This window comes from Phaeovulum molybdatiresistens (genome assembly GCF_023544865.1).
Taxonomy (GTDB): domain Bacteria; phylum Pseudomonadota; class Alphaproteobacteria; order Rhodobacterales; family Rhodobacteraceae; genus Pontitalea.
In genome coordinates, this window is record NZ_JAMJFX010000015.1 from 1 (window position 1) to 23,311 (window position 23,311).

21 protein-coding genes and 1 tRNA gene are annotated in these 23,311 nt (G+C 66.1%); 14 read left to right on the plus strand and 8 right to left on the minus strand.

Features of this window, described 5'->3' with window-relative positions:
* Positions 1-155 precede the first annotated feature (155 nt).
* Positions 156-608, minus strand: a complete 453-nt coding sequence (locus MXB90_RS11190; RefSeq protein ID WP_250044695.1) for a nucleoside deaminase — start codon at positions 606-608, stop codon at positions 156-158.
* A gap of 100 nt (positions 609-708) precedes the next feature.
* On the opposite strand from MXB90_RS11190, the gene MXB90_RS17800 reads away from it, so the two are divergent.
* From MXB90_RS17800 to MXB90_RS11235, 9 genes are all read left to right on the plus strand, one after another.
* Positions 709-2,307, plus strand: coding sequence for a pseudouridine synthase (locus tag MXB90_RS17800; RefSeq protein WP_349665905.1), 1,599 nt, complete (start codon positions 709-711; stop codon positions 2,305-2,307).
* Positions 2,308-2,562: 255 nt separating this feature from the next.
* Positions 2,563-3,504, plus strand: coding sequence for a 5-bromo-4-chloroindolyl phosphate hydrolysis family protein (locus MXB90_RS11200; RefSeq protein WP_250044697.1), 942 nt, complete (start codon positions 2,563-2,565; stop codon positions 3,502-3,504).
* Positions 3,501-4,685, plus strand: a complete 1,185-nt coding sequence (locus tag MXB90_RS11205) for a toxic anion resistance protein (protein WP_250044707.1) — start codon at positions 3,501-3,503, stop codon at positions 4,683-4,685. Before MXB90_RS11200 ends, MXB90_RS11205 begins: the two co-directional genes overlap by 4 nt.
* 2 nt (positions 4,686-4,687) lie before the next feature.
* Positions 4,688-5,674, plus strand: a complete 987-nt coding sequence (locus MXB90_RS11210; RefSeq protein WP_250044709.1) for a DUF2927 domain-containing protein — start codon at positions 4,688-4,690, stop codon at positions 5,672-5,674.
* 11 nt (positions 5,675-5,685) lie between these two features.
* A complete protein-coding gene (locus tag MXB90_RS11215) occupies positions 5,686-6,807 on the plus strand; it encodes an SPFH domain-containing protein (RefSeq protein WP_250044711.1) in 1,122 nt (373 codons plus the stop codon).
* 12 nt (positions 6,808-6,819) lie between these two features.
* Positions 6,820-7,917 (plus strand): TFIIB-type zinc ribbon-containing protein, encoded by a 1,098-nt coding sequence (locus MXB90_RS11220; RefSeq protein WP_250044714.1) that lies wholly within the window; start codon positions 6,820-6,822, stop codon positions 7,915-7,917.
* Between the two features lie 149 nt (positions 7,918-8,066).
* Entirely contained in the window at positions 8,067-8,516 is a 450-nt protein-coding gene (gene dtd, locus MXB90_RS11225) for a D-aminoacyl-tRNA deacylase (protein WP_250044723.1), read from the plus strand.
* 232 nt (positions 8,517-8,748) lie between these two features.
* Entirely contained in the window at positions 8,749-10,104 is a 1,356-nt protein-coding gene (locus MXB90_RS11230; protein ID WP_250044725.1) for a DEAD/DEAH box helicase, read from the plus strand.
* A gap of 261 nt (positions 10,105-10,365) precedes the next feature.
* Positions 10,366-10,947, plus strand: a complete 582-nt coding sequence (locus MXB90_RS11235) for a thymidine kinase (protein ID WP_250044726.1) — start codon at positions 10,366-10,368, stop codon at positions 10,945-10,947.
* Between the two features lie 49 nt (positions 10,948-10,996).
* Here the strand turns inward: MXB90_RS11235 and MXB90_RS11240 are convergent, their stop codons facing one another.
* The 4 genes from MXB90_RS11240 to MXB90_RS11255 are packed head-to-tail and all read right to left on the minus strand — an operon-like array spanning position 10,997 to position 13,612.
* Positions 10,997-11,938: a 2-hydroxyacid dehydrogenase gene (locus tag MXB90_RS11240; RefSeq protein WP_250044727.1), complete on the minus strand. Its 942-nt coding sequence runs from the start codon at positions 11,936-11,938 to the stop codon at positions 10,997-10,999.
* Entirely contained in the window at positions 11,938-12,273 is a 336-nt protein-coding gene (locus MXB90_RS11245; RefSeq protein ID WP_250044728.1) for a tRNA-binding protein, read from the minus strand. The genes MXB90_RS11240 and MXB90_RS11245 overlap by 1 nt, the downstream gene beginning before the upstream one ends.
* Positions 12,270-13,082, minus strand: a complete 813-nt coding sequence (proC, locus tag MXB90_RS11250; RefSeq protein ID WP_250044729.1) for a pyrroline-5-carboxylate reductase — start codon at positions 13,080-13,082, stop codon at positions 12,270-12,272. Before proC ends, MXB90_RS11245 begins: the two co-directional genes overlap by 4 nt.
* A gap of 26 nt (positions 13,083-13,108) precedes the next feature.
* A complete protein-coding gene (locus MXB90_RS11255; RefSeq protein ID WP_250044730.1) occupies positions 13,109-13,612 on the minus strand; it encodes a type III secretion system chaperone family protein in 504 nt (167 codons plus the stop codon).
* 576 nt (positions 13,613-14,188) lie between these two features.
* Between MXB90_RS11255 and MXB90_RS11260 the strand changes: the two genes are divergently transcribed.
* The 5 genes from MXB90_RS11260 to MXB90_RS11280 all read left to right on the plus strand — a co-directional run bounded on the left by MXB90_RS11260 (position 14,189) and on the right by MXB90_RS11280 (position 19,517).
* Positions 14,189-15,226, plus strand: a complete 1,038-nt coding sequence (locus MXB90_RS11260; RefSeq protein ID WP_250044732.1) for a UDP-glucuronic acid decarboxylase family protein — start codon at positions 14,189-14,191, stop codon at positions 15,224-15,226.
* 17 nt (positions 15,227-15,243) lie between these two features.
* Positions 15,244-16,209, plus strand: coding sequence for a UDP-glucose 4-epimerase GalE (gene galE / locus MXB90_RS11265; RefSeq protein ID WP_250044734.1), 966 nt, complete (start codon positions 15,244-15,246; stop codon positions 16,207-16,209).
* Complete coding sequence (locus MXB90_RS11270; protein ID WP_250044735.1) at positions 16,209-18,014, plus strand: glycosyltransferase family 2 protein; 1,806 nt, start codon at positions 16,209-16,211, stop codon at positions 18,012-18,014. The genes galE and MXB90_RS11270 overlap by 1 nt, the downstream gene beginning before the upstream one ends.
* Before the next feature lie 55 nt (positions 18,015-18,069).
* The gene (locus MXB90_RS11275; protein WP_462982286.1) at positions 18,070-18,972 is read left to right on the plus strand and encodes a glycoside hydrolase family 26 protein; all 903 of its coding nucleotides are present in this window, start codon (positions 18,070-18,072) and stop codon (positions 18,970-18,972) included.
* 248 nt (positions 18,973-19,220) lie between these two features.
* On the plus strand, positions 19,221-19,517 hold the full coding sequence (locus tag MXB90_RS11280) for a hypothetical protein (RefSeq protein ID WP_250044740.1): 297 nt from the start codon (positions 19,221-19,223) through the stop codon (positions 19,515-19,517).
* Between the two features lie 170 nt (positions 19,518-19,687).
* Here the strand turns inward: MXB90_RS11280 and MXB90_RS11285 are convergent.
* The 3 genes from MXB90_RS11285 to gcvP form a co-directional block, all read right to left on the minus strand.
* Positions 19,688-19,763: transfer RNA gene (locus MXB90_RS11285), tRNA-Ala, on the minus strand.
* Positions 19,764-19,871: 108 nt separating this feature from the next.
* Positions 19,872-20,318, minus strand: a complete 447-nt coding sequence (locus MXB90_RS11290; RefSeq protein WP_250044742.1) for a thioredoxin family protein — start codon at positions 20,316-20,318, stop codon at positions 19,872-19,874.
* A gap of 151 nt (positions 20,319-20,469) precedes the next feature.
* A complete protein-coding gene (gene gcvP / locus MXB90_RS11295; RefSeq protein ID WP_250044744.1) occupies positions 20,470-23,304 on the minus strand; it encodes an aminomethyl-transferring glycine dehydrogenase in 2,835 nt (944 codons plus the stop codon).
* Positions 23,305-23,311: the final 7 nt, after the last annotated feature.

A 23,311-nucleotide genomic window follows, 5' to 3' on the forward strand; every position in this document is an offset into this window, starting at 1 on the left:
GTTTTGTGCCCCCCCCCCCCCCGCCCCCCCTCGCCCCCCCAACATCCCGCGGGGGGGGGGGGGGCCCCCCCCCCCCCCCCCCCTTGCCGTTTGCGCCCGCGCCGGGGGCTCTGCCCCCGGACCCCCGGAGTATTTCGGCCAAGAAGAAGCGCCACTCAACGCCTTTCGGCGAAAAAGCTTTTCAGTAGCCGCTCGGCCTCGGCAGCGCCAATGCCGTCATAGACCTCGGGGATATGGTGGCACTGAGGGTGGGAAAAGATGCGTGGCCCCTGCGCCACGCCACCGGATTTCGGATCTGACGCGCCATAATAGACGCGCGCGATGCGGGCGTTGGACAGCGCAGCGGCACACATCGGGCAGGGTTCCAGCGTGACGTAAAGGTCATGGCCCGGCAGCCGTTCCGACCCCGCAGCGGCGCAGGCCGCGCGCAGGGCAAGGATTTCGGCATGGGCGGTGGGGTCGCACAATTCGCGTGTGCGGTTGCCGGCGCGGGCGACGATATGGCCCCCCGGCGCGACGACGACCGCGCCCACCGGCACCTCGCCGCGCAGGCCGGCGGCGCGGGCCTCGGCCAGGGCTTCGTCCATGAAACTTGTGAACCTGCTCATGGCCCTTCATGGGCGCAGAATGGCCCCTTGCGCAAGGTGCTTCCCCTCTGTCACGCTTCGCTGTAGAGAGGCGCCTTGCAATTCCCCGAAGGATGATCCGATGGCCACCGAAGACAAAGCCCCCGCAACCGACCGCATCGCCAAGGTGATTGCGCGGTCCGGGGTGGCCTCGCGCCGCGATGCGGAGAAGATGATCCTTGCGGGGCGCGTTGCCGTCAATGGCAAGAAGATCGACAGCCCCGCGCTGGACGTGACGCCCGCCGACCGGGTCACAATCGATGGCAAGCCGATCGACGCGCCGCAGGAAACGCGGGTCTGGTTGTATTACAAGCCGCTGGGCCTGGTGACGACCGAGAAGGACGAACAGGGCCGCCGGACGATCTTTGACGAAATGCCCGAGGGGATGCCGCGGGTTCTGAACGTCGGGCGGCTGGACCTGAATTCGGAAGGGATTTTGCTGCTGACCAATGACGGCGGGCTGAAGCGGCGGCTGGAGCTGCCGGAAACCGGTTGGCTGCGCAAATACCGCGTCCGGGTGAACGGGCGTCCGAATGACGCGACCTTCGACCCGCTGCGCCGGGGCATCACCATCGAGGGTGAGGAATTCCAGCCGATGGAAATCACGCTGGACCGCCAGCAGGGTGCCAACGCCTGGCTGACCGTGGGCATCCGCGAGGGCCGCAACCGCGAGGTGCGCCGCGCGATGACCGAGGTGGGTCTGACGGTGAACCGGCTGATCCGGGTCAGCTATGGCCCGTTCCGCCTGAATGAGATGAAGCCCGGCGACGTGGTCGAGGTCAAGCGCCGCGTGCTGCGTGACCAGCTGGGCAGTCTTTTGACCGGGGAAGAAGCGGGCAGCAGGCCTGCCCGCCCCCCCCGCGACGCCGACGGCGGCCGCCCGCGGCGCGAAGGCGATCGCAAGCCTTTTGCCCGGCGTGAGGATGGGGATCGCAAACCCTTTGCCAAGCGCGAGGACGGGGACCGCAAACCCTATCCCCGGCGTGAAGATGACGACCGCAAGCCCTTTGCCAAGCGCGAGGACGGGGATCGCAAACCCTATCCCCGGCGCGAAGATGGCGACCGCAAGCCTTTCGCCAAACGCGAGGACGGGGATCGCAAACCCTATGCCCGGCGTGAAGATGGCGACCGCAAGCCCTTTGCCAAGCGCGAGGACGGGGACCGGAAACCCTATGCCCGGCGTGAAGATGGCGACCGCAAGCCTTTCGCCAAGCGTGACGACGGGGATCGTAAGCCCTATGCCCGGCGCGAGGATGGGGACCGCAAACCCTATGCCCGGCGTGAAGATGGCGACCGCAAGCCTTTCGCCAAGCGCGAGGACGGGGATCGTAAACCCTACCCCCGGCGCGAAGATGGCGACCGCAAGCCTTTCGCCAAGCGTGAAGATGGCGAACGCAAGCCGCGCTGGGGCGCCGCTGGCAGCAAGCCGCGTTCGGACGGCGATCAGCGTCCCGCGGACGGCGGCGATCGCGCGCGCGGGCCACGGCCTGCCGGGGCCGGACGATCGGCAGGCTACAAATCACATGGGGCCAAGCCTGATGCGGGGGCAAGATCCTCGGGCTACAAGTCCGAAGGCGGCGCGCGCGGGGGCAAGCCCGGCGCAAAACCGGGCGGGTTCCGCGCCGGCCCCAAGCCCGGCGGCCCGAAAGGTGGGCGCCCCAAGCCGGGCGGAACACGCTGATCCCATAGGCCGATTATCGCCAAGCCTGCGGGGGGTATCGCCCCGCGGCAGCATATTGCCGCCGATGCCTCTGGCGGCGGGGCGGGATCGTGCCTATACAAAAGAACGTGCATATCCATAAGAAGTCGGGCATTTTTGGTCCGGCCAGAACGCCGGAGGGCACATGTCGCAAGCCACGGTCAGACGTGTCGCGTTTTATCTTCTTGTGGCGCTGACGCTTTCGGTCGCGCTGACCGGTGGCGTGTGAGGCGGGCCATGGCGCAGCGATTTGGCGGCAGATACAGCCCCGACACCGACCAGCGCCCCGGGCGCGAAAAACCGCCGCTGGCGGGGCGCGAATATGACCCGGCCGTGACGCCCGCCCGGCCGCGCCATCCCCATGAAAACCGCCCCTTGTGGGTGACGCTGGCGGCCACGCCGTTTTTGCTGGGGGCCTTTGGCGACGGGCCGGTGGCGCTGGCGCTGAACCTTGCGGCCTTCGCGGGGATCGCCGCATCGTCCTGGCTGACGCGCGAGGGGCTGCGGGCCCAGGCCGAATATGACGCCCGCCGCGTTGCCCGCCGCCCGGCCATTCCGCGCAAGGCCTTTGGCGCGGCGCTGTATGCAATCGCCCTGGGGGCGGGGGCCTGGCTGACCTCCGGGCTGGTGGGGGCGGCACTGATCGGGGCGGTGGGGGGCGTCGTCCATGCCTTCGCCTTCGGCCCCGACCCGCGCAAGGACAAGGGGATGGAGGGCATCGACCGGTTTCAGCAGGACCGCGTGGCCCGCATCATCGCCGAGGGCGAGAAATACCTGGACGGCATGCGCGAGGCCATCGCCCGCACCAAGGACCGGCGGCTGACCGCGCGGGTGGACATGTTCGCCGCCACCGCCCGCAGCCTGTTCGAAGCGGTCGAACAGGACCCCGCCGACCTGACGGCGGCGCGCAAATACATGGGCGTCTATCTGATGGGCGCGCGCGATGCCACGATCCGCTTTGCCGACCTTTGGGCGGCCACGCGCGATACCGGCGCGCGCGCCGATTACGAGGCGCTTTTGGCCGATCTGGAGGCCAATTTCACCGCCCGCACCCGCAGCCTGATCGAAAACGGGCGCGAGGGGCTGGATATCGAGATCGACGTGCTGCGCGAGCGTCTCGCGCGTGAAGGGGTGCGGCCCGATCCGCCGGCACCCCGCGACAGTGGAGAGCCGAGATGACCGAGACCATTCGTCAGAAAGCCGCCGCGGAACTGGCCGAGATTGAAAAGGTGACTGCCGCGATCCTGCCCGAACCGGGCACCGAGATTGTGCCGCTGGCCACCGCGCCCGCCCCCCAGGCGGAGGAAATCCGCCGCCGCATGGCCGAAATCGACCTGACCGACACCGGGTCCATCGTGAATTTCGGTGCCCGCGCGCAAGGCGAATTGCAGCAGATCAGCCAGGCGATGCTGGCGGATGTCAAGAACAAGGACGTGGGCCCCGCCGGCGACAGCCTGCGCAAGATCGTGACCACGATCCGCGGCTTCTCGGTTTCCGAACTGGACGTGCGGCGCGAACGCAGTTGGTGGGAAAAACTGCTGGGCCGCACCGCGCCCTTCGCCAATTTCCTGGCCCGGTTCGAGGCTGTTCAGGGCCAGATCGACAAGGTCACCGACGATCTTCTGGGCCATGAACACAAGCTTCTGAAAGACATCAAGTCGCTGGACCTGCTGTATGAAAAGACGCTGGATTTCTATGATGAACTTGCGCTTTACATTGCCGCAGGCGAGGAAAAGCTGGCCGAACTCGATACCACCACGATCCCCGCAAAAGAGGGCGAAGTGGCCGCCGCCGCCGAAAACGACCAGGTGATGAAGGCGCAGGAATTGCGCGACCTGCGCGGGGCGCGCGACGATCTGGAACGGCGCGTCCATGACCTGAAGCTGACGCGCCAGGTGACCATGCAGTCGCTGCCCTCGATCCGGCTGGTGCAGGAAAACGACAAGTCGCTGGTGACCAAGATCAACTCGACCCTGGTCAACACGGTGCCGCTTTGGGAAACGCAGCTGGCACAGGCGGTGACGATCCAGCGCAGTTCCGAGGCCGCCAAGGCCGTGCGCGCGGCCAATGACCTGACCAACGAATTGCTGACCGCGAATGCCAAGAACCTGCGCGAGGCCAACAAGATCGTGCGTGAGGAAATGGAACGCGGCGTCTTCGACATCGAGGCGGTCAAGACCGCCAATGCCGAACTGATCGCCACGATCGAGGACAGCCTGCGCATCGCGGATGAGGGCAAGCGCAAGCGCGCCGCCGCCGAGGAAGAGCTGAAGAAGATGGAGGCCGGGCTGCGCGACACGCTGGCGGCCGCCAGCGCGCGTGCCGACAAGACCGGCGCGATCATCGGCGGGTCCGTCTGATCATGCGCGCTGCCCGTCCCGTTCTGCCGCGGCCGATCGCCTCCCTGACACGGGCGGGCGGGGTGGCGTTGCTTGTGGCGGCGCTGGCGGGCTGTGACGGCGGGCTGCTGGCGCCGGGCGGTGCGCCCCGCAGCGCGCCGCGCCCCCTGCCCGTGCCGGACACGATCGCCCCGCCCGCACCTTCGGCCGAATCCGAAGGGATGCGTGCCTATTACACCCAGATCGCCGCCACGCTTGCCAGCCAGGGCCTGCTGCGCCAGGACATCGCCCCGCGCGATGCCCCCTTTGGCGCGCGCCAGCTGGTGAACAACTTCATCCGCATCGCGCTTTATGACGAATATGCCACGCAAGGCGGCACGATCATTGCGCGCGAAAGCCCCAGCCGCCTGCGCCGCTGGGAGGCGCCGGTGCGCATGTCGGTGGAATATGGCGCCTCGATCCCGCTGGATCAGCGCCGCAAGGACAGTGCCGACATTTCCGCCTTTGCCGGTCGCCTGGGCCGGGCCACGGGGCATCCGGTGTCGGTCGTGCCGCAGGGCGGCAATTTCACGGTGCTTGTCGTGAACGAGGATGAACGCCGCGCCATCGGCCCGCGGCTGCGCGCGCTGGTGCCGGGGATCGACCCCGGATCTGTCCGCGCCGTCACCGACCTGTCCCCCGCCACCTTCTGCGTCGTCTTCGCGTTTTCCGAAGCTAAATCAGCTGGTTACAGCCGCGCGGTAGCGGTGATCCGGGGCGAACATCCCGATCTTTTGCGCCTGTCCTGCCTGCATGAGGAACTGGCCCAGGGCATGGGGCTGGCCAATGACAGCCCGCGCGCGCGCCCGTCAATCTTCAACGACGATGAGGAATTCGCGCTGCTGACCCGGCATGACGAACTTCTGCTGCGCATCCTTTACGACCCGCGCCTGCGCCCCGGCATGACCGAGGCCGAGGCGCGCCCCATCATCGAGACCATTACCGCCGAACTTCTGGGCGGCGAAAGCTGAGGGAGGGCCCCATGGGCATTCTGGATTTCCTGACCGGCGAATTCATCGACGTCATTCACTGGACCGACGACACCCGCGACACCATGGTCTGGCGGTTCGAGCGCGAAGGCCACGCGATCAAATACGGTGCCAAGCTGACCGTGCGCGAAGGCCAGGCGGCGGTCTTTGTGCATGAAGGCCAGCTGGCCGATGTCTTCGGCCCCGGCCTTTACATGCTGGAAACCAACAACATGCCGGTGCTGACCACGCTGCAGCACTGGGACCACGGGTTCCGTTCCCCCTTCAAGTCGGAAATCTATTTCATCAACACGACCCGCTTCAACGATCTGAAATGGGGCACGAAAAACCCGATCATCGCGCGCGACCCGGAATTCGGGCCTGTGCGCCTGCGCGCCTTTGGCACCTATTCGATGCGCGTAACGGACCCCGCACGCTTCATGGCTGAAATCGTGGGCACCGATGGCGAATTCACCGCCGATGAAATCAGTTTTCAGATCCGTAATGTCATCGTGCAGGAATTTTCCCGCGTGATCGCCGGATCGGGCATCCCGGTGCTGGATATGGCGGCCAACACCGCCGATCTGGGCAAGCTGGTCACCAAGGCGATCGAGCCGACAATCGCCGCCTACGGCCTGTCGATCCCGGAATTCTACATCGAAAACATCAGCCTGCCGGATGAGGTGGAAAAGGTCCTGGACAAGCGCACGTCGATGGGGATCGTGGGCGATCTGCACCGCTACACCCAGTTCAGCGCGGCCGAGGCGCTGGCGCAGGGCGGGGCTGCGGGCGGCGCGATGGGCGCGGCCGTGGGGGCAGGTATCGGCATGGGAATGGGTGCGGGCATGGGCGCGCAGATGACACAGCCCGGCCCCTGGGGGCAGGCCCCCGTTGCGGCCCCGCCGCCGCCCCCGCCGCCGGTCGTCGAAAAGGTCTGGCATCTGGCGGAACAGGGCCAGACCAAGGGCCCCTACGGGCGCGGCCATCTGGGCCGGATGGTGACCGAGGGCAGTTTCACCCGTGACACGCTGGTCTGGTCACCGGGGCAGGATGGCTGGATGCGCGCCGAAGAGATTGCGGAACTGGCGCAGCTGTTCACCATTGCCCCGCCCCCCCCACCCCCGCCCGTGGCCTGATCCGGGGGCGGAATGGCGCGCAAGGACACCAACCATTACCCCTGCGAGGCATGCGGGGCGGATCTGCGGTTTGCCCCCGGCCAGACGCGGCTGGTCTGTGACCATTGCGGGCATGTGCAGGACATTCCCCCCGCCACCGGACGCGGCACCGCAACGCTACACGAGCTGGATCTTGACGCCGCGCTGCGGGCGGAACTGCCCGCGCTGGAGATGGAGGACCACCGAACCGTCTCTTGTCCGAATTGTGCAGCTATGATCGAGCTTTCAGGGGCGACCCATGCGGCGGAATGTCCGTATTGTGCAACCCCGGTCGTGGTCGATACCGGCACGCACCGACTGATCAAGCCGCAGGGTGTGGTGCCGTTTGTCCTCACCGAGGCGCAGGCGCGCGCCGCGCTGGGGCGCTGGTTGGGGCGGCTGTGGTTCGCGCCCTCGGGCGTGGCGAAATACGCCCGCCGGGGGCGAAAGATGACCGGCATCTACGCGCCCTTCTGGACCTTCGACGCCCAGACAAGATCGGCCTATCACGGCCAACGCGGCACCTATTACTATGAAACCCGGACCGTCACCGTTCGGGTGGACGGGCGCAATGAGCAGCGTCAGGAACAGGTCCGCCACATCCGCTGGAAATCGGTCGCGGGGCGCGTGGCACGGGCCTTTGACGATGTGCTGATCTATGCCGCGCGCTCGCTGCCGCCGCGCTATACCGATGCGCTGAAACCCTGGGACCTGACGGCGCTGGCCGCCTACAGGCCGGACTATCTGGCCGGGTTCGAGGCCGAGGGCTATACCGTCGATCTGCGTGAGGGGCATTATCTGGCGCGGGCGGAAATGGCGCATGTCATCGCATCCGACGTGCGGCGCGACATCGGCGGCGACGAACAGCGCATCGACCGGATCGATACCGATTTTTCAGATGAGACCTTCAAGCACATCCTGCTGCCGGTCTGGACCGCGGCCTACCGCTATCGCGGGCGCAGCTATCGGTTCGTGGTGAACGGCCAGACCGGACGGGTGCAGGGCGATCGCCCCTGGTCGGCCTGGAAGATCGCCTTTGCGGTGCTGCTGGCGCTGATTCTGGCGGGGGTCGTGGCCTATTTCAACCGCTAGTTCCGGGGTGGCCGCCGCGGGGGGCTGTCTGCCCCCCGCACCCCCCGAGGATATTTGGGCAAATCTGAAGGGACACGCGCGATCCTGTTGCCCGACGCGACGGCTTGCGCTAGCCCCGGGGCGCAAGATCGCCGATTGGAGGATGCCAGATGAGAGCTTTGGTGCAACGGGTCACGCAAGCCCGGGTCGAGGTCGCGGGCCGGACCACCGGCGCGATCGAGCGCGGCTTGCTGATCCTGGTCTGCGCCATGGCCGGCGACACCACGACCGAGGCCGACAAGCTGGCCGCGCGCATCGCAAAGCTGCGCATTTTCCGCGATGCAGAGGAAAAGATGAACCTGTCGCTGCGCGATATCGGCGGCCAGGCGTTGGTGGTCAGCCAGTTCACCCTGGCGGCCGATACCAGCCGCGGCAACCGTCCCGGCTTTTCCAGCGCCGCCCCGCCTGCCGAGGGGGAACGGCTGTATCTGCATTTTTCCGACGCGCTGCGGCGCGAGGGCATCGCGGTGGAGAACGGCGAATTCGGCGCCGACATGGCGGTCAGCCTTGTCAATGACGGGCCGGTCACGATCTGGCTGGACACGGCGGATCGGGCCTGACGGCGGCTGGGCCCGAAAAGGTCAATGGACTTGACTTTTCCGCCCGCATCCCCCATTTGGCATCCAACCGCCTTTGCTGCCGCGTGAGCAGCCGCGCCCTACCGGGTGCCCGAAGGCGGGGAAACTTCGGTTCCCAGATCACGCGGGGGTCCGGCAGGCAAGTTGTCTGCGCCCCGCCCGTCCGCGCCGAACCCGGTGCGGGTTTCTGATCCTGCCCGGGCTGTCCCGGGCCATGAAAGACATACATTTGGAAAACTTCGACAATCTGGGGCTTGCCCCGGCGCTTCTGCAAAATCTGGCCGGCATGGGCCTGGTGAAACCCACGCCGATCCAAGCGCAGGGCATTCCCCATATCGTCAAGGGCCGCGACCTTTTGGGCCTGGCGCAGACCGGCACCGGCAAGACCGCCGCCTTTGGCTTGCCGATGCTGACGCGCATCCTGGCCTATGGCAAGCGCCCCGCACCGAAAACCGTGCGCGCGCTGATCCTGGCCCCGACGCGTGAGCTTGCGACCCAGATCCATGACAATCTGGCCGCCTTTTCCGCGGGCGCCCCGGTGCGCATCCTGCGGGTTGTCGGCGGCGCCTCAATCAACGTCCAGGCGGACAAACTAGCCAAGGGCGTCGATGTGCTGATCGCCACGCCGGGGCGGCTGCTGGACCTGATCGAACGGCGCGCGGTGATCCTGTCGGAAACGAAATATCTGGTGCTGGATGAAGCGGACCAGATGCTGGACATCGGCTTCATCCATGCGCTGCGCAAGATCGCCCGCCTGATCCCGGCGGAACGCCAGACGCTGTTGTTCTCGGCCACGATGCCCAAGCTGATGGAGGAACTGGCTGCCAGCTATCTGACCGATCCGGTGCGCGTGCAGGTGGCAGCCCCCGGCAAGGCCGCCGAGAAGATCGATCAGGGTGTCCATTTCGTGACGCAGGGCGACAAGGCCGCGCTGCTGGCGGAATATCTGTCCAAGCACCCCGGGGAACTGGCCGTAGTGTTCAACCGCACCAAGCATGGCTCGGACAAGCTGGCCAAGCTGTTGGAAAAATGGGGGTTCTCGGTCGTGGCGATCCACGGCAACAAGAGCCAGGGCCAGCGGGAACGTGCGCTGGCCGCCTTCCGCGCGGGCGAGGTCGAGGTGCTGGTTGCCACCGATGTGGCCGCACGGGGCCTGGATATCCCGATGGTCGCGCATGTCTACAACTATGACCTGCCGAACGTGCCGGAAAACTATGTCCACCGGATCGGGCGCACCGCGCGGGCCGGGCGCGACGGGCGCGCCGTGGCCTTCTGTGCGCCGCTGGAAATGGGCGATCTGCGCGCCATTGAAAAGGCGATGCAGGCGAAGATCCCCGTGATCGGCGGCGAGCCCCATGCCGAACCGGCGGGCGGACAAAAGTCGGGGGTGCGCCAGGGCCAGCCCCGCGGCGGCAAGCCCGGCGCCAAGCCGGCCCAGCCGCGGACCGACCGGCGCGCGGGCGCGCCCAAGCCCGGCGCCCGCGGGCCCAAACCTGCGATCGACGAAGGCGGGAACCGGCGCCCCGCCCGGCGCCCGTCGCGCAAACCCAAGCGCGAACAGGTGGCATGATGCAAGGGCGCCTTCGGGCGCCCTTTTCCTTGTGCCCGCGCGGTGTGCCCTGGCGTTGGCTGGAAAGGGTTTCGTAACCCGGGCGTGTTAGCACAGTCAGCAAGCCCCGGGTGTTGTGTATCAGTATGGCCATCGCGTGCCTGCCGAACGGGGCCGGCAGGATCGTCTTCGAAAATCGGATGCAAGCGCGGTGGCCCCGGTTTCCGGCGGCGGCCTTTGGACCATCTTGCCGCGCCCTGCGGGGCGGGCTATGGCGGCGCCATGGCCAAGCTTTATTTCCACTATTCCACGATGAACGCCGGCAAAAGCACGATACTGCTGCAGGCGGCCCATAACTATCAGGAACGGGGCATGGCGCCCTATCTGGTGACGGCGCGTCTGGATGACCGGGCCGGACAGGGCCGCATCGCAAGCCGCATCGGCATCGGCGCCGAGGCTGATACCTTTGCGCCCACCACCGATCTGTTCACCCAGATCGCCGCCCGGCTGCAGGCTGGCCCCTGCGCCTGTGTCTTCATCGACGAGGCGCAGTTCCTGACACCGGCGCAGGTCTGGCAACTGGCGCGGGTGGTGGATGACCTGAACCTGCCGGTGATGTGCTATGGGCTGCGGGTGGATTTCCGGGGAGAGCTGTTCCCCGGATCGGCCGCGCTGCTGGCGCTGGCCGATGAAATGCGCGAAGTCCGCACGATCTGTCATTGCGGCAAGAAGGCCACGATGGTGGTGCGCAAGGCCGCCGATGGCAGCGTGGCGCGCGATGGCGATCAGGTGCAGATCGGCGGCAATGAGACCTATGTCTCGCTTTGCCGACGGCATTGGCGCGAAGCGGTGGGCGATCGCTGACCGGAGGCGGTGAACGCCTCCGGCGGGGGTATTTGGGCCAAGAAGAAGCCTAAAGCGCGTTGGGCGGCGTGATGCCGTCGCGGAAGGCGCGCAGGTTGGCCACCGCCATCATGCCCATGTCATCGCGCACCTCTTCGGCAGCGGTGCCCAGATGGGGCAGCAGCGTGACATTGTCCAGATCGCGCAGCGCCTGGGGCACTTCGGGTTCGCGTTCATAGACATCCAGTCCCGCCCCGGCGATGCGGCGGGCCTGCAGCGCGGCGATCAGGGCGGCCTCGTCGACCACATCGCCGCGGGCGATGTTGACCAGATGCGCATGGGGTTGCATCGCGCCGATTTCCGCGGCGCCGATCAGATGGCGCGTCGCAGGCCCGCCCGGCACGGCAACGACGACGACATCTGCGCCCATCGCCTCGGCCAGCGGGACCTGGCGCGCGGGCACGCCCGGATCGGCTACGGTGGATCGGTTGTGGAACACCACCTCCATCCCGAACCCGTAGTGACAGCGGCGCGCGATGGCCTTGCCGATGCGACCCATGCCGATGATCCCCACCCGCTTGCCCGAGACATGCAGCCCCAGCATCTGCGTGGGTTGCCAGCCGGTCCACTGGCCGGTGCGCACAAGGCGTTCGCCCTCGGCGGCGCGGCGCGCCGACATCAGGATCAGCGTCATCGCCAGATCAGCGGTGGCATCGGTCACGGCGCCGGGGGTGTTCGACACGATCACCCCCTTGGCGCGCGCGGCCTCGACATCGATATGGTTATAGCCCACGCCGAAATTGGCGATCATCCGCGTCTTTACCGGGCCCGCGAAGGCCTGCGTGCCAAAGGCATCGCCCAGCGTCGGCAGGATCGCATCATAATCGGCCAGCGCCGCCTGCGCCTCGGCCAGGGTCATCGGCTCGGGCCGGTTGCGGAACGTCACGTCGAATTCCGCAGCCAGTGTTTCCTCGACCCGGCGGGTCAGCGCCCGCGTTACCAGAACCTTCATCAGAACAATCTCCCCCCAAGTGGTACATCCTGGCCGGGCGCGATCAGCACGACCTCTCCTTCCGCATCCGGCACGCCCAGCGTCAGCACCTCGGATCGCACGGGGCCGATCTGGCGGGGCGGAAAATTCACCACCGCCAGCACGTGGCGGCCAATCAGTTCATCCAGCGTGTAATGTTTGGTGATCTGGGCCGAGGATTTCCGTTCCCCGAGATCAGGCCCGAAATCGATCCAGAGTTTATAGGCGGGCTTGCGCGCCTCGGGGAAGGGTTCGGCGCGGGTGATCTTGCCCACGCGGATATCGACCTTGGCGAAATCATCATAGGTGATCGTCATTTTCCCAGCTCCCGTCCCCGGTCGGCGGCGGCTTTGACGGCGCGGCGCAGCAGCGCGGGAAAGCCGGTTTCGGGGTCCATCAGAACCGCCAGCGCGGCCGCCGTGGTGCCGCCGGGCGAGGTGACGTTGATGCGCAGCTGTGCGGGGGTGTCGGCGCTGGCCTCGGCCAGGGCGCCGGCGCCGGCCACAGTGGCGCGGGCCAGATGCAGGGCCAGATCGGGGGGCAGGCCCTCGGCCTCACCGGCGCCGGCAAGCGCCTCGATCAGGTGAAAGACATAGGCCGGGCCGGATCCGGATACCGCCGTGACCGCATCCATCTGATGTTCGCCCTCAAGGCGCACAACCTGGCCCACGGCGCGCAAAAGCCCCTCGGCCAGGTCCAGATCGGCGGGGCGGGCGGCGGCATTGCCACAGATCGCGGTGATGCCGCGGCCAATGGCGGCGGGCGTGTTGGGCATGGCGCGCACCAGCGGCGTGGCCGCTCCCAGCACCTGTTCATAGGTGGCCATCGTGGTGCCCGCCGCCACCGTCACGAACAGCGTATCGCCCCCGCCCATCGCGGCCAGTTGCGGCAGCGCGGCCCCCATCATCTGCGGCTTGACCGCGACCAGCACCACCGCCGGTGCGGCGGGCAGATCGCTGTTCAGATGCACGCCGGTCGCCTTCAGCCAATCGGACGGGTTCGGATCGATCACCCAGACCGCGCCGGGCGCAAGCCCACCCTTCAGCCAGCCTTCCAGCATGGCCGACCCCATCTTGCCGCAGCCCAGAAGAACAAGGCCGCGCGTGGAAATATCGGAAAAGTCCATCTTGTCTCCCCTTGGTCGGGGGGAGATTAGGCCCGACCGTAGGCCTCGGCAATGGCGACCTGCATCGCAGCCTCGGGCGTTTCATCGCCCCAGCAGGTCAGCTGGAACGCTGGATAGAACCGCTCGGCCGCAGCCACCGCCGATCCGATCAGCCGGTCGATCTGTTCGGGCCCCGCCCCCTGCCCCCCGGCCAGCACCAAACCATAGCGCCAGACCATCAGCCGCTGTTCGGGCCAGAAGGTGAACGCCCCGGTCCAGACCTGATCATTGGCGCGGTTCAGCAGATCATACAGCGCCGGTTCGCGCCCGGCGGGGGGGTCCATTTCAAATGTCGCGATCAGGCGCAGGGTTTCATCGCGCGCCGACCAGGCCAATGTGATGGAATAGGTCCGCCACTGCCCTTCAACCGACATGGCGATCTGATCGTCGGTGACACGGTCGAAATCCCAAGCGTGATGTTCGGCCAGCGTCTCGACGATATCGATCGGGTGAAGATCGTCAGAGTGAAGATAGTCTTCGCCCAGCGCCATGTCCGATCTCCTGCCTCAAGTTATTGTTGCCACCACAAGGACATGGCAAATTTGCCGTTATTCTTACTAGATATGGTGTCCCCAAAGCCCCCGCCTGTAAAGCGCTTTCTGGGCGATTGCCTGTGGATGGATCAAGAAAGCTGGGGAAAACCCGCGCTTTCAGGCCAGCACAATATCTGGGGGCCAGCCCGGTGGCGCCCTGGCCGCCCCGGACCGATTCGGCAGCGGGTCAGCGCAGCCTAAAGACCAGAGCCCGAAAATTAGGCATATGACCTATCCTTTTGGACAAGTGGACCCGGGGCGCGATCCGTGTCCGACGCAAAATCTTGATCGCGCCAGCGCGGAAACAGTGAATTCGCGGCAAAAACAAGGCGTTTTCTTGACAGAACTTAACCATTCGGTCACGATTTTAGACAGGAGGAAATTGTTGTCATCTAAAGATTTTCAGATGAAACGCCTTCATTTTATCGGCTGCCCCAAGCGCCCCAGTGGCACCGGGTGGCCAACTGTTCCGCATTTGCGGCTTAATTGTGTCAGACGGGTTCAGATTATTTTTCGAGCGCCAAGGGTGTGAGCATGGCTGGTGAAATTGTCAAAATGGGCGCGGTGGACAGGCGCAGGGCGTCCGGTTCCAACAACCGCATCAAACGTATCGTCATCGCCGGCGGTGCCGGCTTCGTGGGCTCGCACCTGTGTGATCGCCTTCATGCCCAGGGGCACCATATCTTGTGTGTCGACAACCTGGAAACCGGGCGGATGTCGAACATCAACCATCTGGTGGGCGATGCGCGGTTCGAATTCCGCCTGCATGACGTGATCAACCCGCTGATCGTCGAGGGCCCCGTTGACGAGATCTACAACCTGGCCTGCGCGGCATCCCCGCCGAAATATCAGATTGATCCGGTGCACACGTTCAAGACCTCGATCCTGGGGGCGCTGAACCTGCTGGATCTGGCCCGCGACAAGGGCGCGCGCATCCTGCAGGCCTCGACCTCCGAGGTGTATGGCGACCCCGAAATCTCGCCCCAGCCCGAAAACTATCGGGGTTCGGTGAACACGGTGGGGCCGCGGTCGTGCTATGATGAAGGCAAGCGCGGCGCCGAGACGCTGTTTCACGACTATAACGACCGCTATGGCGTGGTCACCAAGATCGCGCGCATCTTCAACACCTATGGCCCCCGGATGAACCCCGAGGATGGGCGCGTGGTGTCGAATTTCGTCGTGCAGGCGCTGTCGGGGCGCGACATCACCATCTATGGCACGGGCGAACAGACCCGGTCCTTCTGCTATGTCGATGATCTGGTCACCGGGCTGATCGCCCTGATGGCCAGCCCGGCCGAAATGACCGATCCGGTCAATCTGGGCAATCCGGGCGAATTCACGATGCAGGAACTGGCGCGGATCGTTCTGGACAAGACCCGGTCGAAATCGGCGCTGGTCTACCGCGACCTGCCGGTCGATGACCCCCGCCAGCGCCGCCCCGACATCACCCGCGCCCGCGACCGGCTGGGCTGGGAGCCGACGGTGCCGCTGATGCAGGGGCTGGACCCGACCATCGCCTATTTCGCGGCCGAGTTGCGGCGCAATACCAAAGAGCCGGTGCGCGCATCGTGATCCCTGCCCGAAGACCCGTGCTGGTGACCGGCGGCGCCGGTTTCATCGGCTCGCATACCTGCAAGGCGCTTGCGGCGGCGGGCGCCTTGCCTGTCGTGATCGACAACCTGTCCACCGGCCATGCCGATGCGGTGCGCTGGGGGCCGCTGGTGCGCGCCGATCTGCGCGACCGCGACGCCGTGCTGCAGGTGCTGCGCGACCACCGGATCGAGGCGGTCGTGCATTTCGCCGCCTCGGCCTATGTCGGGGAATCGGTGACCGATCCGGCAAAATATTATGACAACAACCTGGGCGGCATGATCGCGCTGTTGTCGGCGGCACAAGCGGCGGGGGTGGATCAGATCGTCTTTTCGTCCAGCTGCGCGACCTATGGCATCCCGGCGCGGCTGCCGATCGGTGAAGACATGCCGCAGGCGCCGATCAATCCCTATGGCCGCACCAAGCTGGTGTGCGAATGGATGCTGCGCGATCATGGCGTGGCGCACGGCCTGCGTCATGTGGCGCTTCGCTATTTCAACGCAGCCGGGGCCGACCCGGATGGCGAGCTGGGCGAACGCCACAGCCCCGAAACCCACCTGATCCCGCTGGCGTTGATGGCGGCGGCGGGTCGGCGGGACGCGCTGCAGATCTTCGGCACCGATTATCCCACCCCTGACGGCACCTGCATCCGCGACTATATCCACGTCAGCGACCTGGCCCGCGCCCATGTGATGGCGCTGGACCGGCTGGCGGCGGGTGGCTACAGTCTGGCGCTGAACCTGGGCACCGGGCGTGGCCATTCCGTGCGCGAGGTGGTGGCCGCCGTCGAACGCGTTACCGGCCGCCGTGTGCCCGTGGCCGAGGCGCCGCGCCGCCCCGGCGACCCCGCGGAACTGACCGCCGATCCCGCGCGCGCGGCCGCGACGCTGGGCTTTCGGGCCGATCATGTCGATCTGGATGAAATCGTCGCCCATGCCGCGCCCTGGTTTTCAGGGGACGTCTGATGCCTGCGCGCAAGGCCCGGCCCGGCCCGCTGTTTCTGGCCCCGGTGCTGACCGGCAGACGGGCGGCGAAATATTTTGTCCTGGCGCTGATCTGGGCGGTGGCGGCGGGCTTTTTCTGGGGCTGGTGGCTACGCCCCGAGCATGTCATCGGCACCGGGCGTTTCGTCATCCTGACCCTGGCGCTGGCCTGGGTCTATGGCATGCAGCTCTACTTCATGACCGTGTTCCTGATGGCGCAGGTTTCCGTTGCGCCGGACCCGGTTCCCGGGCGCTGGCGTGTGGCGATGATCGTCACCAAGACCCCGTCCGAACCCTTCAGCGTGCTGCGCCCCACGCTTGAAGCGATGCTGGCCCAGGATTACCCGCATGACACCTGGCTGGCCGACGAAGACCCCCAGCCCGAAACCATCGCCTGGTGCGCCGCGCATGGGGTAAAGATTTCGTCGCGCAAGGGGGTGGCCGACTATCACCGCGCCGAATGGCCGCGCCGGACCCGCTGCAAGGAAGGCAACCTGGCCTATTTCTATGACCACTGGGGCTATCGCGATTACGATATCGTCGCCCAGCTGGATGCCGATCACGTCCCCCAGCCCGGCTATCTGCGCGAGGTGCTGCGCCCCTTTGCCGACCCCGGCGTCGGCTATGTCTCGGCCCCGTCGATCTGCTCGGCCAATGCCCGCCAAAGCTGGGCCGCGCGCACGCGCCTTTACGCCGAGGCCGCCTTTCACGGTGTCTTTCAGGCCGGCTATACCGGGGCGCTGGCGCCGATGTGCATCGGGTCACATTACGCGGTGCGCACCAAGGCGCTGCAAGAGGTGGGCGGGCTGGGCCCCGAACTGGCCGAGGATCATTCCACCACCATGCTGATGAATGCCGGCGGCTGGCGCGGGGTCCATGCGATGAACGCGATCGCCTATGGCGACGGGCCGGCCAGCCTGCCCGATCTGGTGACCCAGGAATTCCAGTGGTCGCGCAGCCTGTTGTCGCTGCTGCTGCGCCATACCCCGCGCTATTTGCCGAAACTGCCGTTCCGGCTTCGGTTCCTGTTCGTGCTGTGCCAGCTTTGGTATCCGATCTTCGCGCTGACCATGGCGCTGATGTATGTCTCGCCGATCCTGGCGATCGTCTTTGACATGCGCTTTGCCAATGTCACCTACCCCGCCTTTGTGGGCCATACCCTGCCCGCCGTGACGGCGATGATCGTCTTTGCCTATGCGCTGCGGCGCGACGGGTTCTTCCGGCCCCGCGACGCGCGTGTCATCGCCTGGGAAAAGGCGCTGTTCGTGACGCTGCAATGGCCCTGGGTACTGTGGGGCTGTCTGATGGCGCTGCGCGACCGGATCACCGGGCGCTTCGTCGACTTTCGCATCACCCCCAAGGGCGAGGCCGCGACCGCCCGGCTGCCCTGGAAGGTGCTGATGGTCTATGTCGTGCTGGCCGTGGGCAGCCTTCTTCCGGTGATCCTGGTCGAGGGCGTGACCGAGGCGCGCGGTTTTTATTTGCTATCCGTTTTGAACGCCATGCTATACATTTGTTCTGTGGCGATAATCATCGTCCGGCATTTGCGCGACACGCGCCCGCAGTGGCATCAGGCCCCGGTCGAGGTCGTTGCACAGATAGGGGTTCTGGCGGCGATCGTCTGGCTTGCGGTCGCAGCCTTGACATTGCGCGCAGAGGAAAGCCTTCACGCGCTTGCCATGGGGCTTGAACCGCTGCGTCTGACCAAGGCCGAATTTGTGGCCGCAGGTGCAGGCCGGGGCGCCGCAGGAGAGGTTCGGTTCCGCTTCGCCCCGGGGTGGAACTGACACGTGACGTGACGGGGAAAGGCCAATGAAGGAGGCCCAGATGGCACAGGATTTCATGACGAACCGTGGCGACGGGCGGCTACGTGCCGCGCTGGGCGCCGCACTTATTGCCGCATTCGGCACCTTTGGCGTGGCCGCCCAGGCCGCCCCCCCCGGCACTGTTCCCTATGGCGTCTATGATCCCGACGGGGATTTCGAAAATGACAACGAGGTGGTGATCGAACATCTGTTCCTGCCGTGGGAAGATGTCTACCTGCCCTCGCTGAATGACGCCGATGCCTATGCCAGGGAACGCGACCGCGCCCTGCTGGTGACGCTGGAACCCTGGACCTGGTCGCGCAGCGAACGCAACACCGCGCAATATCTGCGCCGCGGCATCAGCGACGGCAGCTATGACGGCAACATGAAGGCGGTCTGCGACGTGCTGGCCACGCTGGAAAGCCCGGTCACCCTGCGCTGGGGCCACGAGATGGACGATGACAACGGTCAGTTCATCTGGGCCGGCTGGAAACCCGAAGATTACATCGCCGCCTACAAGCGCATGGTCGATATCTGCCGCACCTCGGCGCCGAATATCACGGTGATGTGGTCGCCGCTGGGCGATGATGGGATGCAAGATTACTATCCCGGCGACGACTATGTGGACCTGGTCGGGATTTCGGTATTCGGTCTTCAGGCCTGGGATCAGGCGAAATTCGGCCGTGACCGGAGCTATGAGGAAATCTTCAAGCCCCGCTACGAACGCGCCGCCGCCTATGGCAAGCCGGTCGTGGTGGCCGAACTGGGCTATGTCGGCAAGCGCGAGTATGTCGAGGCCTGGGACAATGAGGTCCGTCAGGCCAAGCCCGAATATCCCTCGCTGGTGGGTGTGGCCTATTTCAACTACCCCGAGGTCTATCCCTGGCCGGAAGGATTCGGCATGCCCGATTGGCGCGTGAAGAATCAGATTCTGGACTAAAACTGATCACGGCGGCAGGCGTGGCGGATTTCCGCCAACCGCCTGCCGCCCACCAAGGCGCTGAAAGCGAACGACATTCGCCCGTATTGCGCCGACATCCCCCCTGCCCTGAAAATTCCCAGATTTGGCCCCGGTTGCGCTGCAAGGCGGTGTGACCGTAAATTGACCCAAATCCCGAGGTGCAGACGCTGCAACACAGGCCCACGGCCCACCCGCAGCCAGCCCACCCATCGAGGCAGGAGTTCGACATGAAAGACCTTTCCTCGCGCGTCCTGCGCGCGCTCTCCCTGATATGCATGGTCAGCCTTGGCACGGCCACCACCGCCGCGGCGCAAAGCACAGCGTCTGAAATCCGGGCGCTGCCTGTGCTGGTGTCCAGTGTCGCGGGCAAGGGATCGGCCAGCTTCGACTGGCGCGCCAAGAAGGGGCCGCAGACCGCAAGCGCCCAAAAGCCACGCGCCCTGACCCGGGTGGTGCATGGCCGCGGGCGCTATGTCTGCTCGCCCGCAGGCTTTGGCCGCAAATCGCAGTGCCACGCCCGCTGACCGCGACACGACCGACCGTGCACGCACACGCGCCCGCCCCCCAGCGGGCGTGTTTTCGTTTCCGCGCCAGCCAGTCCTACACCAGCCAGTCCTACAGGGGCAAAGTCCCCTTACAGAAAACAAAAAAACCGGGACGCAACGCGGCCCGGTCCATGCATCTGGTTACGGCTTGGTGGAGCAGAGGGGGATCGAACCCCTGACCTCGTCATTGCGAACGACGCGCTCTCCCAACTGAGCTACTGCCCCTCACCGTGGGCGGGTGTTTCGCCCAACCGACGCACATTGTCAAGCGACGCCGCAGCGGTTTGCGAAAGAATTTTCACGCCCCCACCCCGCCCCGGCGCCTGCGGGCGCTCAGGCCCGCGCGGGGATCTTGCCCTGTACGAAAGCCACAAGATCCGCCGCAGGCCGCGCGCCTGCCAGACGCGCCACTTCGCGCCCGCGATGGAACAGGATGAAGGCCGGAATGCCCTGGATCGAATAACGGATCGCCGCATCCGGATTCGATTGCGTGTCGATCTTTGCCAACCGAACCCGCGGCGCCAGCATCTGCGCAGCCTTTTGGAACTCGGGCGCCATCGCGCGGCAAGGCCCGCACCAGGGCGCCCAGAAATCCACCAGAAGCGGCAGTTCATCGCTCTTCGCCGCCTTTTCCAGCGTGCGCAGATCCAGCGCCGCGACCTTGCCCGCCACAAGCCCGGCCCCGCAGACCCCGCATTTGGGCGCGGCCCCTAGCCTAGCGGCCGGAACGCGGTTCGCCTGCCCACAGTCCAGACAGGTCAGTTTCACAGTCTCGGCCATCCAAAGCCCCCTAGCATTCATCTTTCCGAATATATCGGTGTCGCAGGCAAGGCCTTCAAGATGCGGCTTCTTCTTGGTCGAAATACTCCCGCCGGAGGCGTCCACGACCGCCGCGGAGGCCTCCGGCGGGAGTGTTTCTGCAAGGAGAAGATCACTCTGCCGCGTAGGCCTCGACCGGCGGGCAGGTGCAGACCAGGTTGCGGTCGCCATAGACGTTGTCGACGCGGCCCACGGGCGGCCAGTATTTGTCGACGCGGAAGGCACCGGGCGGGAAGCAGCCAGCCTCGCGGCTATAGGCGCGGTCCCAATCGGTGACCAGATCCTCGACCGTGTGCGGCGCATGGCGCAGGGGCGAGGCCTCGGCCGTGATCTCGCCCTGTTCCACGGCGCGGATTTCATCGCGGATCGCCAGCATCGCGGTGATGAAACGGTCGATTTCAGCCTTGGTTTCCGACTCCGTCGGCTCGACCATCAGCGTGCCAGAAACGGGCCAGCTCATGGTGGGGGCGTGGAAGCCGTTGTCGATCAGGCGCTTGGCGATGTCATCCACGGTCACGCCCACTTCGGCGAAGGGGCGGGTGTCGAGGATGCATTCATGCGCCACCCGGCCACGGTTGCCCATGAACAGGATCGGATAGGCCGATTTCAGGCGCGCCGCGATATAGTTGGCGTTCAGGATCGCCACGCGGGTCGCCTGGGTCAGCCCCTCGCCGCCCATCATCAGGCAGTAGGCCCAGGAGATCAGCAGGATCGAGGCCGAGCCATAGGGCGCGGCAGACACCGGACCTTCCGCACCGCCCGTTTCCGGGTGGCCCGGCAGGTAGGGCGCCAGATGCGCCTTGACCCCGATCGGGCCCATGCCGGGGCCGCCGCCGCCATGCGGGATAGCGAAGGTCTTGTGCAGATTCAGGTGGCTGACGTCCGAGCCGATCTCACCCGGTTTCACCAGCCCCACCAGCGCGTTCATGTTCGCGCCGTCCAGATAGACCTGGCCGCCGTGTTCATGCGTGATGTCGCAGATGCGGCGGACAGTTTCCTCGAACACGCCGTGGGTCGAGGGGTAGGTGATCATGCATGCCGCCAGGGTGCTGCCCGCCGCCTTGGCCTTCGCCTCAAAATCCTCAAGGTCCACGTCGCCGTTCGGGGCGGATTTCACCACGACGACTTCCATCCCGGCCATATGGGCCGAGGCGGGGTTGGTGCCATGCGCCGAAACCGGGATCAGGCAGATGTTGCGATGCCCCTCGCCGCGCGCGCGGTGATAGGCGGCGATCGTCAAGAGGCCCGCGTATTCGCCCTGCGCGCCGGAATTCGGCTGCATGGAAAAGGCGTCATAGCCGGTGATCTCGCACAGTTTGGCGGTCAGGTCGTCGATCGCCTCTTTGTAGCCCTTTGCCTGATCGGCGGGGGCGAAGGGGTGCAGGCTGCCGAATTCGGGCCAGGTGATCGGCATCATCTCGGCCGCGGCGTTCAGCTTCATCGTGCAGGACCCCAGCGGGATCATCGCCCGGTCCAATGCCAGGTCACGGTCCGAAAGACGGCGCATGTAGCGCATCATTTCTGATTCCGCCCGGTTCATGTGGAACACCGGATGGGTCAGGTAGTCGGATTGACGCAGCAGCGCATCCGGGACGGCCGGCGCCTGCGGTTCCGCTGCGGGGTCGGTGATGCCAAAGGCATCCAGAACCCGTGCGATGACGCCCGCATCGGTCAGCTCATCGACCGAAATCCCGACGCGGTCGCGCCCGACCTTGCGCAGGTTGATGCCGCGGTGCCGGGCGGCGGCCAGAATACCCGCCTGGCCCACGCCGACCTCAACCGTGATGGTGTCAAAGAACGCCTCGGGTTGCACTTTTGCGCCCGCCGCGCGCAGGGCATCGGCCAGTTTCACCGCATGAAAATGCACTTTTTCCGCAATGGCCCGAAGCCCCACCGGGCCGTGGAACACCGCGTAGAATGACGCCATCACCGCCAGCAGCGCCTGCGCCGTGCAGACGTTAGACGTCGCCTTTTCGCGCCGGATATGCTGTTCACGCGTCTGCAGCGACAGGCGATAGGCCTTGTTGCCCTTGGTGTCGATCGACACGCCGACGATCCGGCCCGGCATGGCGCGCTTGAAATCATCCTTGCAGGACATGAAGGCCGCATGCGGCCCGCCATAGCCCATCGGCACGCCAAACCGCTGGGCCGAGCCGACCGCGATATCGGCGCCCATCGCGCCCGGTTCCTTCAGCAGGCACAGCGCCAGCAGATCGGTCGCGACCACCGCCACCGCCTTGGCCGCATGCAGCGCCGCGATCTGGTCGGTAAAGTCGCGCACATGGCCATAGGTGCCCGGATACTGGAAGATCGCGCCGAAAACGGCGGCGGGGTCCAGCGCCTCGGGCGCCGCCACGATCACCTCAATCCCCAGCGGCAGGGCGCGGGTGCGGATCACCTCGATCGTCTGGGGGTGGCAGTTTTCATCAACGAAGAAACCGCGCGCCTTCGATTTGGCAACGCGTTCGGCCATGGCCATCGCCTCGGCCGCGGCTGTCGCCTCATCCAGCAGGCTGGCGTTGGCGATGGGCAGGCCGGTCAGGTCGCTGACCATCGTTTGATAGTTCAACAGCGCCTCCAGCCGGCCCTGCGCGATTTCCGGCTGATACGGCGTGTAGGCCGTATACCACGCCGGGTTTTCCAGGATGTTGCGCTGGATCGCGGGCGGGGTGACGGTGCCGTAGTAGCCCTGCCCGATCAGGCTGGTCATCACGCGGTTCTTTGCCGCCACCGCGCGCATCTTGTCCAGCAGCTCATGTTCGGTCAGCGCCGCCCAGCCCAGGGGCTGCGCCTGGCGGATGGATTTCGGCACCGTTTCATCGATCAGCGCATCGAGGCTTTGCACCCCCACGGCCTTCAGCATCTCGGCCATTTCGGCGGGGCTTGGCCCGATGTGGCGGCGGTTGGCGAAATCGTAGGTGTCGTAGGTCGTGCGGGTGAAAGCCATGATGTCC